Below are 12,958 nucleotides of genomic sequence, written 5' to 3'. Positions count from 1 at the left end.
TAAAAGCTTCGTAAAAATACGTAGCTCATGATTTCGGTTGGTTGTAAAATGATAAAAAGTTAGTCTATTTCTTCAAAATCTATATACTCTCCTACTTTTTTAGAAGAATTAGATTTTTTTGATTCTTTTGTATCTATAATAACGTCACCTTCAGGTGTGGTTTGAGACTGTTGCTCAGGACCAAAACCTTCAAACTTTTCTTTAAAATATTGCTCTGCTTTTTTACCTGCGTAATTTAAAATTTTAGGCGCAAACAATTTCAGTAATATTTTAAACAAAAAATATACTAATAGTATGATTAAAATCGTTCTTAAAAAACCCATATCGTTCTAAATATTAATATCAAAAGTACAATTATAAGATGGCAAATTAAGGCCAAATATCTTAAAATAATAATAAATCCGTTATGAACACTACGGTTACGAACAATAAATTATGAAAAATCTAATCTATATTTCCTTTTTGCTATGCTCAATAATTGCATCAGCACAATACACTGATGTTATAAATTCAAACAGACCAGGAGAGTCCGTTAGCGCTTATGCAGTAGGTAAAAACGTGATTCAAGCAGAATTTGGTATTGGTTATGAGCAACAAGAGCATAGTTTATTATTAAGCGATTCCAATATATTAAGCACCGATATTGCTTTACGATACGGACTTTTATTTGAGAGTTTAGAAATATACTATGAAGGTACTTTTCAAAAAGAAGAACTTTCATATGACAATACAATTTATAACAATAGTATCACCGATTTTTCAAGAAATAGAATTGGATTAAAATATTTGGTTTACGACCCGTATAAAAATCCAGAACGCAATAAACCTAATTTAATAAGTTGGAGAGCTAATCATAAATTTCAATGGAGAAATTTAATACCAGCAGTATCAATTTACGCAGGTGCGACTTTTGTTATTGGTGATAACCCTTATTATCCTGATGCAGGAATTGTAGCTCCAAGAGTTATGATTGCTACACAAAGTAAAATATCACCAAGAGTTGTATTTATTTCAAACATTGCTTATGATCGTATTGGTACTGAAGACCCTGAATTAAGTTACATTGTTTCATTAACACATGCTTTTAGAAACCCTAAGTGGAGTGTTTTTATTGAAAATCAAGGCATTAAAGGTGATCGCTATGCTGATATTTTATATAGAACAGGTATTGCTCACTTATTTAAAAAGAATTTACAAGCCGATGTTACTTTTGGAGGTAGCTTTAAAGACACTCCTACTCGTATATTCGGTAAATTAGGAGTATCATACCGATTAGATATGCATAAAGATAAGCTTGTCCCTATTGATGAGCAAAAAGCTGGGGAAAATGGTCAAATTGGTCGTAAAGACATGAAAAAGAAGACTAAGAAGGAGAAGAAAAAAGATGGTGGTGCCGAAGATGTTGATTTAGGCCCAAGTAAAAAGCAACTTAAAAAACTCAAGAAAGCTGAGAAAAAGAAACAAAAAGAAAGTGGCACCATTGACTTTTAGTATTTAGCTTATAAAATTTAACAACACCTTATTCTATTTTAGCGGCAATCATGTTTTAAGATGTAGATTAATATTATTAATATTGATTTTTCAAAATAGAACACATGATTAAAGTAACGGAAGTAAAAACTGCTACAGATTTAAAGAAGTTTGTAAAATTCCCATTTACATTATATAAAGATTCTCCTTATTGGGTTCCTCCTATTATTAAAGATGAGCTAGAAACCTTTAATAAAGACAAAAACCCTGCATTTAAAGATGCTGAAGCATCACTATTTTTAGCTTATAAAGATGGTAAAATTGTAGGCAGAATTGCTGCTATTGTTAACTGGATTGAAATTAAGCAACAAAAAGTATCTAAAATGCGTTTTGGTTGGTTTGATTTTATCGATGATTTTGAGGTTTCAAGAACTTTAATTGAAAAAGTAAAAGAAATTGGGACACAAAAAAATCTTGAATATATGGAAGGACCTGTTGGTTTTTCTAATCTTGATAAAGTTGGTGTATTAACTGAAGGTTTTGAAGACATAGGCACGATGGTTACTTGGTACAACTACTCGTATTATGTTAATCATTATGAAAAATTAGGATTCGTCAAAGAGAAAGAATATATGGAAAATAGATTTCCATTTGCTAATGCTCAACCTAAGTTTTTTGAAAAAGTAAGCAGTTTAGTGAAACGTAGATACAAGGTTACACCTTTAAACTTCAGAAAAACAAAAGATTTAATGCCAATGGTTGATCAAATGTTTGATTTATTTAATGAATCATACGCATCATTATCTTCATTTGTACCCATTACTGAAATTCAAAAAGCTTATTTTAAAAAAAAATACATCAGTTTTATAAATCCTGAATACATAAAATTTGTTGTTGATGAAAACAATAAATTAATAGCCTTTGGTATTGTTATGCCTTCGTTCTCAAAAGCATTACAAAAAGCAAACGGTAAATTATTCCCAACTGGTCTTTTTCATTTATTAAACGCTAAGAAAAAGAGTAAAGAAGTAATCTTCTACTTAATTGGCGTACACCCTGATTGGCAAAACAAAGGTATTACAGCAGTAATGTTCAGCCAATATTACCATACGTTTACCGCTATGGGAATTGAAAGTTGTGTAAGAACACCTGAATTAGAAGAAAACACCGCTATTAAGCAGATATGGAAGAATTTTGACCCTAAAATTTATAAACGAAGAAAAACATTCCGAAAAGATTTATAAATTACAACAAAACTAAAAAATCCCAAATTCTAAATTAGAATTTGGGATTTTTTTATTGTAGACTAATGAAGTTATTCCCCCATTGCCGCAGCTACTGCTGCTGAAAGTCTTTTATAAGTACCGTTCTCTAAACGCTCACGTATTGCAGAAAAAGCATCTAAAGTTTCTTGTACATCAACTAATGTATGTGTAGCTGTAGGTATTAAACGTAATAGTATTAATCCTTTAGGAATTACCGGATAAACAACTATAGAACAGAATACACCATGATTTTCGCGTAAATCTTTAACTAGAGCCATTGCTTCAGGAATACTACCATTTAAGTAAACAGGAGTAACACAACTTGTAGTTGTACCAATATCAAAACCTCTTTCCTTAAGTCCGCCTTGTAAAGCATTTACGTTTTCCCAAAGTTTATTTTTAAGCTCTGGCATTGTACGCAACATATCTAAACGTTTTAATGCTCCTTTCACATAAACCATTGGTAATGATTTTGCGAACATTTGCGAACGTAAGTTATACTTCAAATAATCAATTATTTCTTGATCCGCAGCAACAAATGCCCCTATACTAGCCATAGACTTAGCAAAAGTTGCTAAGTAAACATCTATATCATCTTGAACACCTTGCTCCTCACCTGCACCAGCACCAGTTTTACCTAAAGTACCAAAGCCGTGAGCATCATCAACTAATAATCTAAAATTAAATTTTTTCTTAAGCGCAACTATTTCTTTCAAAATACCTTGCTCACCACGCATTCCGAAAACACCTTCCGAAATAACTAAAATACCACCACCTGTTTGATCTGCTAATTTTTTAGCACGCTCTAAGTTTTTCTCTAAGCTTTCAGTATTGTTATGTGTAAAAGTAAAACGCTTACCCATGTGTAAACGTACACCATCAATAATACATGCATGACAGTCTACATCATAAACAATAATATCATCTTTTGTTACCAATGCGTCAATTACAGACATAAAACCTTGGTATCCAAAATTTAAAAGGTAAGAAGCTTCTTTTTGTGAAAAAGCAGCTAATTCTTTTTCTAATTGTTCATGAAATTCAGTGTGTCCACTCATCATACGCGCACCCATAGGATATGCTGAACCATATTCTGCAGCCGCTTCTCCATCTACCTTTTTAATCTCAGGTAAATTTGCAAGACCTAAATAATCGTTAATACTCCATGTTAGAACTTCTTTTCCTTGGAATTTCATTCTATTAGAAATTGGTCCTTCTAACTTAGGAAATACAAAATATCCTTCCGCTTGCGATGCCCATTTTCCTAATGGTCCTTTATTCTCAATTATTCTTTCAAATAAATCTTTCATTTAAACTAAATTGATTTTCGGCAAAAGTAAAGATTTTTAGGTTGTATTCATAAAATATGAATACAAAAAAAGCAATGATGTAAAATTATCATTGCTTTAATATTAAAAAATTTTGAAACTTATTTAATAAACTGTATCTCTTGAACAGCTTCTTCTGTTTTATTATTTAAAAAACCTTGGTCAGTCATCCATTGATCACTGTAGACTTTACTCATATAACGAGAACCATGGTCAGGGAAAATCACGACTACATTGCTATATTTAGTAAATTCACCAGCTTCATTTAGTTGTTTTACTGCTTGTAAAACAGCTCCACTCGTATACCCAACAAACATACCTTCAGTTCGTGAAATTTCACGAGCCGTATGTGCACTTTCTTCATCTGTTACTTTCACAAACGAATCAATCACATCAAAATTTGTTGAAGATGGAATTAAATTTTTACCTAAACCTTCAATACGGTAAGGGTAAATCTCATTCGTATCAATTTTTCTAGTTTCATGATATTTTTTTATCACAGAACCATAAGCATCAACACCAATAACTTTTACATTAGGGTTTTGTTCTTTCAAAAACTGTGCAGTACCAGAAATTGTCCCACCTGTTCCACTACAAGCGACTAAATGCGTTATTTGCCCATTAGTTTGTTTCCAAATTTCAGGACCAGTAGTTTTATAATGTGCTTCAGTATTTAATTTATTAAAATATTGATTAATATAAATACTATCGCTAGTTTCTTCGTGAAGTCTTTTTGCTACTTGATAATATGATCTTGGATCTTCTGGTGCCACATGTGCCGGACACACATAAACTTTAGCTCCCATTGAACGTAACATATCAATTTTATCTGGTGATGATTTTGAGCTTACAGCTAAAATACAATCGTAACCTTTAATTATACTTACCATTGCAATACTAAACCCTGTATTACCTGATGTTGTTTCGATAATGGTACTTCCTTCTTTTAAAATACCTTGACGTTCTGCTTCTTCAATAATATAATTAGCAATTCTATCTTTTGAAGAGTGTCCTGGATTAAAAGCTTCTACTTTTGCGTAAAAATTACCAGTTAATGAATCTGCTACCCTATTTAATTTTACTAATGGTGTGTTACCAATAAGCTCTAAAATATTGTCGTGAGCATCAATCTTATTTTCCATATTTTGGATCTAAGTTTTAAAAACAATTATCGCGATTTTCGTTGAATTTATCGTAATAATATGTTACAAATTTATAGATTTTTTTCGATTAATTTATTTTATTTTCCAAATCAATTAGAAAAGCATATTCTTTTGCCACTTCTTTTAAGGCTTCAAAACGCCCTGAAGCCCCACCGTGCCCTGCATCCATGTTAATATCAAACAGTAGTTTATGTCCATCTTTTTTAACATCTCTTAACTTTGCTACCCACTTTGCAGGCTCCCAATATTGAACTTGTGAATCATGAAAACCAGTAATTACTAACATATTTGGGTATTTTTTAGCTTCTACATTGTCATATGGAGAATACGACTTCATATAATCGTAGTATTCCTTATTATTAGGATTTCCCCATTCATCATACTCACCCGTTGTTAACGGTATGGTATCATCTAACATTGTAGTAACAACATCAACAAAAGGAACTGAAGCTATAACACCGTTGTAAAGTTCCGGCGCCATATTAACTACTCCTCCCATTAATAAACCACCTGCAGAACCGCCAAATGCATACAAATGCTCTTCACTCGTATAATTTTTATCAATCAAGTGTTTTGAACAATCAATAAAATCAGTAAAGGTATTTCGCTTTTTTAAAAGCTTACCGTCTTCATACCAATTTCTACCTAAATACTCGCCACCCCTAACATGTGCTATTACATAAATAAAGCCACGATCTAATAAACTTAATCTTACTGTTGAAAAATAAGGATCTGTCGTATAACCATATGAACCATAGGCGTATTGCAGTAATGGACTATTACCATCTAGCTTAGTATTTTTATGATACACAACTGACATTGGAATTTTTACACCATCACGAGCTGTTGCCCAGATTCTTTCGGACTTGTAGTTTTCTTTATTAAACTTACCCCCTAAAACTTCCTGCTCCTTTTTAATCTCTTTTTCTAAGGTCGTCATATTAAAATCAATAACAGAACTTGGTGTGGTTAATGAATTGTAACCATAACGAAGTATTTCTGTATCAAAATCAGGATTTGTACTTACGTAAGCCGTATACGTCTCATTATCAAATGGTAAAAAATAACTTTTGTTATCATTCCATTTAACAATTTTAATCTTATTTAAACCATTCTCACGTTCTGATAAAACATAGTAGTTTTTAAAAATCTCAATATCTTCAAGTAAAACTTTTTCTCTATGTGGAATAAACTCTTTCCAGTATTTTGAAGCCGTTTCCTCTTCCGATGTTTTCATCAGCTTAAAATTTGTAGCCTTATCTTTATTCGTCAACACATAAAAACTACCATCATAATGTGCTATTGAGTACTCCAAACCACGTTCACGAGCTGAAAACACCTTAAATTCACTATTTGGCTCGTCGGCTTTTATAAATCTGTATTCTGATGTTAACGTACTTGAAGAACCTATAACTATATATTTCTTTGACTTTGTTTTATAAACAAAACTATTAAACGTCTCATCTTCTTCATTATATATTAATACATCATCTTCAACAGGGGTACCTAATACATGCTTATAAATTTTATCCGAACGTAAGGTTACAGGGTCTTTTTTAGTATAAAAAAATGTTTTATTGTCATTTGCCCATACTGCACCTCCAGTGGTTTTTTTAATAACATCATCAAAAATCTCTCCCGTAAATATGTTTTTCACTTTAAGTGTGTATTCTCGCCTTGAAACCGTATCAACTCCAAATACAGCCAATTGATTATTGGTACTTACTGCAATACCTCCTAAACTAAAATATTCATGCCCTTTTGCAAGTTCATTACAATCAAACAACTCTTGTGATATTGCATCAGCTTTATCTTCTATTCTTGAGTATATTGGGTATTCTTTTCCTATTTCATAGCGTGTTTCATACCAATATCCGTTTTGCCTGTAAGGCACTGAAGAATCATCTTCTTTAATACGAGATTTCATTTCCTCAAAAAGTGAATCTTGAAAACCAACAGTATGTGCTGTCATTTTATCGTAATATGATTTTTCTTCATTGAGATATGCTATAACCTCATCATTATCTCTATCATTCAACCAATAATAATTATCAATTCTAGTATCTCCATGAATTTCTAATTTTTTCGGCACCTTTTTTGCTATAGGTAAATTGTTATCTGGCATATCTTTTTTTTCACTTTTACAAGAAGATGCAAAACTAAGACTTAATAGAAAAATAAAACCTTTTTTAAATGGTGAAGTCATAAAATTCATTATTTAATATTGAATTTATTAATTTTACATTATAAACATTTAATAAATATAGACAATTATGTTTGGAGATATGATGGGCATGATGGGTAAATTAAAAGAAACCCAAGAAAAAGTAGAAGCAACTAAAAAACGCCTTAACACTGTTTTAGTTGATGAAAGCTCAAGTGATAATAAATTGAAAATTACAATTACGGCTAATAGAGAGGTTAAAAATATAGAAATTGATGACGAGCTTTTGGCCGATAAGGAGCAATTAGAAGATTATTTAATTTTGGTTTTAAACAAAGCCATTAAAAGAGCTACAGACGTTAACGAACTAGAACTTGGTGCTGTGGCCAAAGAGGGCATGCCCAATATTCCAGGAATGGATTCGTTATTCAAATAATAAATAACATTAAAAAGATGAAAAAGTTAATACTATTATTACTATTTCCTGTTTTTTTGACAGCGCAATCAAACACAAATTACGATAGCGGTTATGATTGGCTTACTAGTTATGACATGGCTATGAAAAAGGCTAAAAAGAATGATAAAAATATATTAATGTTTTTTACGGGTAGTGACTGGTGTCCGCCATGTGTTGCATTAAAAAAAGATTTGTTAGATACACCTAAATTTAAGTCTTACGCAGATGAATATATATTATTATATGTAGATATACCTCGTAATAAAGATTTACTTTCTGCTACTCAATTGGCTGATAATAAAAAATTAGCTTCTAAATACAACAAAAGAGGAAGTGTTCCAATGATGAAGATTGTCAATGAAAAAGGAAATGAATTAGGTGCTATGTCAGGTTACAGTATGAATGGTGAAATACAATACCACACAAAATTCTTATCAAAGTATACTAAATAAAATTTTTAACTTAATATCAAATCCCTTTTTGACAATGTCCGAAAGGGATTTTTAGTTTAAAAAAATTGGAAGCTAATTAAAATGTACTCTTATGCTTAAATAATATAGTTAAACAAACTTAGTTTTAGCAAAAAATATATTTTAATAAACCTCTAGTATCTAGTAAGAGTTCTGTATATTTATCAGCATACCAAAGGAGGCCTTAAGAGGTTTTGAAATATTTAATGTGTTTTACGATGACTCATCTACACAATAAATAAGACGTTGCAATGAATACAAATTGCAAATAACTATTTAGAAAATAAACAAGCACCTAAAAATTAGGTGCTTGTTTATAATATAGAGGCTATTCTCTTATTTATATATTGAAAACAAAAACCCCTTTTGATTAATCAAAAGGGGTTTTTGAAATTTTATTGTTATTGATTAGTTGTTAATCAATCTAAATTCAGTTCTTCTGTTTACAGAATGCTCTCTTTCAGTACAAGTAACACCCTCTTTACATCTGTTTTTAACTTTAGTTTCACCGTAACCGTTAGCAACTAACAAACTAGAGTTAACTCCTTTAGAGATTAAGTAATCAGCAACAGCTTTTGCTCTTCTTTCAGATAAATCTTTGTTTGAGCTAGCAGTACCTCTTACATCAGTATGAGAAGCTAATTCAACTTTTACTCCTGGGTTTTGAGCTAAAACTGGCATTAATCTGTTATCAATAATACCTTTTGCTTCAGAAGTTAAAGTTGCACTTCCTAAGTTCCAGTTGATAGGTAAAGCTTGGTATTCAACCAATGAACATTCAACTTCTTTCCAAGTTGTTAAACCACCTTTTTCTTTTAAAACTTCTCTTGTAACATTTTTGGTTACAGCAGGAATAGTTTCTTCAACAGTGTATGCATCTTTGTCTAAAACAGTCTTAGTAATTTCTTTGTATTCAGCAGGAATAATAGTTTCTTGAACAGTTGCTGGAGAAATTAAAACTCTTTTTGTGTAAGAAGCATCTCTTGATCCGATTGGTGTTTTACTAATAGAAGCTGCAGAAGCTAAAACTGAAGTTGAAACAGTTGTAAATTCAGCAGGATATCCTTTATAACACCAGTATCTACAATCATCTGGGTTACCAGAAGCACAATCAGGAGCAGCAGCACCTAATTCCCATTGAGCATAAGCTGGCTTAAGCTCGATAGTTTCTGATGATGGAGAGAAAGTTGCTGGAGATATGCTAATTGTGTTCCCACCCTCTTTAGAAGTATAAGTTACAGTTTCTGTTCCCCATTTCTCAGGAATTACAGTTAATTTCTTTCCTGCAGCCTTTACCTCTACTCTTTCTGTAACAGTTTTAAATGTTGCTGGAGCAGTTTTTAAAACGCTATAAGCAGGTTTTGTTGTAATTGTAATTGTCTCATTTACATATACGTCTGGAGTTGTACAGCGTACATAACATTTTCCTGGCTCAGGGTTTGAAGGTAAATCTTGTGCACGTACAAATGGTGATGCAAGTACAACTAGTAATAGTACTAATTTTTTCATTTTTATTCAGTGTTTTATGTTTATTATACCTCAAATTTATAGATATAAATCAAAAAACTCATTTGTTAATAAAAACTTAATCCTTTTTTACGACAAAATGCATATATTATCGACAAAATACACATTTGTTCATATTGGTAATACTATTCTTACATATTTTTATTAAAAATATCTTAATTTTTCATTAATTTAGATACATGATAAAATTAAATACCAACAACCTGAATGAGTATTCATTTAAGCTTGAAAATGAAAAAGGGATAACGTTATTAAAGAGTGTTAGCTTTACTAATAAACATGAGCTTAACTCTGTTGTATCTAATTTGCAAACTTTAATAAACACCCCTTCTAAATTTGAAAGAAAAACAAATAACCAAGGTGATTTTTTATTCAATTTAAAAAACGAGCAAGGAAAAATAATTGGAACGTCAAATAATTACAATTCTGAAGCTGGAATGGAAAATGGCATTAAGAATTTAAAAAGTACTTTTAAACCCTAATCTTTCAAATTACAAATTACTTTTTTTCTCAATTACCCTTCTTTTGTTCCTTTTCTATCTTCAAATCAATTAATAACAATCCATGCCAATTGGTGAACCATCTGGTATTTTATCAACAGGTATAATTTTAAAGCTTTCAGGTTGCTCTTGAAATTGTTTAATTCTGTTTACAATTTCAAATGAAAATGCATCTTGCTTTTGTTGATACTTATTTTTTAATTCTTGAAGTTTAAAGTTAGCTATAGCATTTACTTGACCATGTACTTTTTTATTGACTGCTAAATTCATTATATAATATAAAACTCTATAATTAATTGCATATTGAACCTCCTTTGAATAATTATCGGCACCTTTCTTATTAAATGTGGCATCTACAACTTCTGTTAATAGCTCATCTAACCCTATAAATTTATCATCTAAACTTTTTTGCAACATTAAATTTGATGCTCTCTCAGGATGCAAAAGAAACTCTAGTGTTAAATCTGAAGCTGTTTCTGCTGCAGAAATAGGATCAAAAGCAATTCCGGTTTTACTTTTAAAAGATTCTCTAGTTCTAGGTTTACCAAATGCTCTTGGCGGAAATAATTCTAATTTATCTTTTGGTATTTTAATTACAGATGCATCTAAAGTTTTTAACACACTCTCTAAAGCTTCTTTTTGAACTTTACTTGCTATAGGCTTCACGACGGTTTGGTCATCACCTTTAGTTGCATAGTTGAAATCTATACCCCCTATTAATTTTGATGTTGCTTCTACTTGATACCTATGAAATAAATAAAGAGGCACAAAAACATCTTCTAAATTAGAATAGGTTTCCCCTGTTTTTATATTATCAATCGAAAAGTTTTTTATAGCAAGGGCTCTAACATCTAAAACAGCTTCTAGCTCTTCCGTTGCACTTTTACCATTATCCCATAAGTGACTCAAACCATTCGTAATTCCTTTTGGTCTTGAATCTTGATCCGTTATGTATCTTAGTTTATTATCCTGAGCATCTTTTAAAATTTTATTTAATGCAACTTTTTCATTTTTATCATTTGTAAAATCAGAATATGAATAGGCCACAGCAACTTTATCCCACTCACCTATTCCTGTAGCATAAGCATTTGAGAAATCAATTTTACCTTTTTTAATAGAAAATTGTGGGTGCGGATAATCCATCACCGATGCTCTATTGTTTGTACTTGCCGCAAAATTATGTGCAAAACCTAAAGTATGACCAATTTCGTGAGCAGACAATTGCCTAATTCTAGCTAAAGCCAATGCCAACATAGGTTCATAATTATCATCACGATTTTTAAAAGGTTGATTCATTAAAGCCTGTGCTATTAAAAAATCTTGTCTAATTCTTAAACTACCTAAACTTACATGACCTTTTATAATTTCTCCTGTTCTGGGATCTACAATACTACTCCCATAACTCCAACCTCTTGTAGATCTATGCACCCACTGAATTACATTGTATCTAGAATCTAAAGGATCAGCATCATCAGGTAACATTTTTAATTGAAAAGCATTTTTATAACCAATAGCTTCAAAAGCTTGATTCCACCATTTTCCACCTTCTAATAAGGCACTTCTTACCGGTTCTGGCGTACCATTATCTAAATAATAAATAATAGGTTCCACAGCTTCACTTACTTTGGCTTCAGGATTTTTCTTTTTTAAACGATGCCTTCTTATAAATTGCTGTAATGTTGGTTCTTGAACTGGCGTAGAATAATCATAATACGAAAAAGGATAAGAACCACTTCTCGGATCGTAAGCCCTCATCTCAAAATCACTATCTGGTAATGCTATAAATGAGTGATGCTGTGACACTGTAACCAAATTTGGATTAGGAGCTACAGATCTCAACTCTCTTCCGATTCCCTCTCCTTTAAATGTCAACATTAAATCAATCTCAATATTTTTAGGAAATGCTTTAGTACGTTCTAAGTCTACAGCACTTTTAGATTTATCAAGTGAAAATGAACCTTGTTTTCTTTTTTTCAATCTGCCAGAAACACCATGTGCGTCTTGCATTAAAAAACCTGTGATATCTATTATATAGGTCCCATTTTTTTCATCTTCAATTTTAAAACCATATAAAACTGAAGTTGCAAAGGCCTGCTCTACTGATTTTTTTTCAAGCTTATTATCTGTTAAGGCACTATATTTTAAGTTGGGTTGCACTAATAGCAATTTATTACCTGCCTTTTTAAAGTAAACTACTTGCTCATTACCCAATTGTCCTCTATCTAAACCAATATCATTACTACCTATACCGCTACTCAATGCATAGACATATAAAAACTCTGAATTTAGCTTATCAACTTCTAAATATATTTTATCAGTTTTTTGGTCATGAAAAAAATTAAAATAACCCGTAAATTTTTGATAGTTTTTACTGTTTTCTGCAAACTGAGCAGCTACTGTAAATATATTAAGATATAACACACAGCATATTAAATTAATAGTTTTCATTTTTCAAATAGTTTTGTTTTAAATTTAGATAAATTCAATAAAGAAAAGTGAGATCAATCTATTTTCTCTTTAAAAATACATAATCTTAATTTTTACTGCGAATTTTTATTTAATAGCTAAAATACTTCTTGGTTTATTATCGAATTATAACAGTTTAAATCACAAA

At 31.0% G+C, this 12,958-nt stretch carries 11 protein-coding genes; 5 read left to right on the top strand and 6 right to left on the bottom strand.

The genetic code is table 11. From position 1 onward, the window contains the following. Window positions 1-59 precede the first annotated feature (59 nt). The gene (locus KO500_RS06805) at window positions 60-323 is read right to left on the bottom strand and encodes a DUF4834 family protein (protein ID WP_215955770.1); all 264 of its coding nucleotides are present in this window, start codon (window positions 321-323) and stop codon (window positions 60-62) included. A gap of 112 nt (window positions 324-435) precedes the next feature. Between KO500_RS06805 and KO500_RS06800 the strand changes: the two genes are divergently transcribed. Further along, complete coding sequence (locus KO500_RS06800; RefSeq protein ID WP_215955769.1) at window positions 436-1,491, top strand: transporter; 1,056 nt, start codon at window positions 436-438, stop codon at window positions 1,489-1,491. A 104-nt stretch (window positions 1,492-1,595) separates the two neighbouring features. After that, a complete protein-coding gene (locus KO500_RS06795) occupies window positions 1,596-2,714 on the top strand; it encodes a GTP cyclohydrolase (protein ID WP_215955768.1) in 1,119 nt (372 codons plus the stop codon). A gap of 71 nt (window positions 2,715-2,785) precedes the next feature. On the opposite strand, the gene KO500_RS06790 is transcribed toward KO500_RS06795, so the two are convergent. From KO500_RS06790 to KO500_RS06780, 3 genes are all read right to left on the bottom strand, one after another. Continuing rightward, window positions 2,786-4,045: an aminotransferase class I/II-fold pyridoxal phosphate-dependent enzyme gene (locus tag KO500_RS06790; RefSeq protein WP_215955767.1), complete on the bottom strand. Its 1,260-nt coding sequence runs from the start codon at window positions 4,043-4,045 to the stop codon at window positions 2,786-2,788. Between the two features lie 119 nt (window positions 4,046-4,164). Continuing rightward, window positions 4,165-5,205, bottom strand: coding sequence for a PLP-dependent cysteine synthase family protein (locus KO500_RS06785; protein ID WP_215955766.1), 1,041 nt, complete (start codon window positions 5,203-5,205; stop codon window positions 4,165-4,167). A gap of 88 nt (window positions 5,206-5,293) precedes the next feature. Next, window positions 5,294-7,432 (bottom strand): S9 family peptidase, encoded by a 2,139-nt coding sequence (locus tag KO500_RS06780; RefSeq protein ID WP_215955765.1) that lies wholly within the window; start codon window positions 7,430-7,432, stop codon window positions 5,294-5,296. A 67-nt stretch (window positions 7,433-7,499) separates the two neighbouring features. Here KO500_RS06780 and KO500_RS06775 point away from each other — a divergent pair, with 67 nt between their 5' ends. Further along, the gene (locus KO500_RS06775; protein ID WP_215955764.1) at window positions 7,500-7,826 is read left to right on the top strand and encodes a YbaB/EbfC family nucleoid-associated protein; all 327 of its coding nucleotides are present in this window, start codon (window positions 7,500-7,502) and stop codon (window positions 7,824-7,826) included. A 17-nt stretch (window positions 7,827-7,843) separates the two neighbouring features. Next, window positions 7,844-8,299, top strand: coding sequence for a thioredoxin family protein (locus KO500_RS06770; protein ID WP_215955763.1), 456 nt, complete (start codon window positions 7,844-7,846; stop codon window positions 8,297-8,299). Window positions 8,300-8,725: 426 nt separating this feature from the next. On the opposite strand, the gene KO500_RS06765 is transcribed toward KO500_RS06770, so the two are convergent. After that, complete coding sequence (locus tag KO500_RS06765; RefSeq protein WP_215955762.1) at window positions 8,726-9,826, bottom strand: OmpA family protein; 1,101 nt, start codon at window positions 9,824-9,826, stop codon at window positions 8,726-8,728. Between the two features lie 197 nt (window positions 9,827-10,023). On the opposite strand from KO500_RS06765, the gene KO500_RS06760 reads away from it, so the two are divergent. Beyond that, window positions 10,024-10,326, top strand: a complete 303-nt coding sequence (locus KO500_RS06760) for a YegP family protein (RefSeq protein WP_215955761.1) — start codon at window positions 10,024-10,026, stop codon at window positions 10,324-10,326. 69 nt (window positions 10,327-10,395) lie between these two features. Here the strand turns inward: KO500_RS06760 and KO500_RS06755 are convergent, their stop codons facing one another. Beyond that, window positions 10,396-12,792: a zinc-dependent metalloprotease gene (locus tag KO500_RS06755; protein ID WP_215955760.1), complete on the bottom strand. Its 2,397-nt coding sequence runs from the start codon at window positions 12,790-12,792 to the stop codon at window positions 10,396-10,398. Between the last annotated feature and the right edge of the window lie 166 nt (window positions 12,793-12,958).

This window comes from Cellulophaga baltica, assembly GCF_018861125.1.
Classification (GTDB): Bacteria; Bacteroidota; Bacteroidia; order Flavobacteriales; family Flavobacteriaceae; genus Cellulophaga; species Cellulophaga baltica_A.
The sequence above is the reverse complement of the archived record's forward strand: the minus strand, read 5'-3'. Positions and strand labels throughout refer to the sequence as shown.

Excerpts from the sequence above, each read along its gene's own strand:
- KO500_RS06770 (WP_215955763.1), top strand. The coding sequence starts at position 7,844 with ATGAAAAAGTTAATACTATTATTACTATTTCCTGTTTTTTTGACAGCG.
- KO500_RS06775 (WP_215955764.1), top strand. The coding sequence starts at position 7,500 with ATGTTTGGAGATATGATGGGCATGATGGGTAAATTAAAAGAAACCCAA.
- KO500_RS06755 (WP_215955760.1), bottom strand. The coding sequence starts at position 12,792 with ATGAAAACTATTAATTTAATATGCTGTGTGTTATATCTTAATATATTT.
- KO500_RS06780 (WP_215955765.1), bottom strand. The coding sequence starts at position 7,432 with ATGACTTCACCATTTAAAAAAGGTTTTATTTTTCTATTAAGTCTTAGT.
- KO500_RS06785 (WP_215955766.1), bottom strand. The coding sequence starts at position 5,205 with ATGGAAAATAAGATTGATGCTCACGACAATATTTTAGAGCTTATTGGT.
- KO500_RS06765 (WP_215955762.1), bottom strand. The coding sequence starts at position 9,826 with ATGAAAAAATTAGTACTATTACTAGTTGTACTTGCATCACCATTTGTA.
- KO500_RS06760 (WP_215955761.1), top strand. The coding sequence starts at position 10,024 with ATGATAAAATTAAATACCAACAACCTGAATGAGTATTCATTTAAGCTT.
- KO500_RS06805 (WP_215955770.1), bottom strand. The coding sequence starts at position 323 with ATGGGTTTTTTAAGAACGATTTTAATCATACTATTAGTATATTTTTTG.
- KO500_RS06790 (WP_215955767.1), bottom strand. The coding sequence starts at position 4,045 with ATGAAAGATTTATTTGAAAGAATAATTGAGAATAAAGGACCATTAGGA.
- KO500_RS06795 (WP_215955768.1), top strand. The coding sequence starts at position 1,596 with ATGATTAAAGTAACGGAAGTAAAAACTGCTACAGATTTAAAGAAGTTT.
- KO500_RS06800 (WP_215955769.1), top strand. The coding sequence starts at position 436 with ATGAAAAATCTAATCTATATTTCCTTTTTGCTATGCTCAATAATTGCA.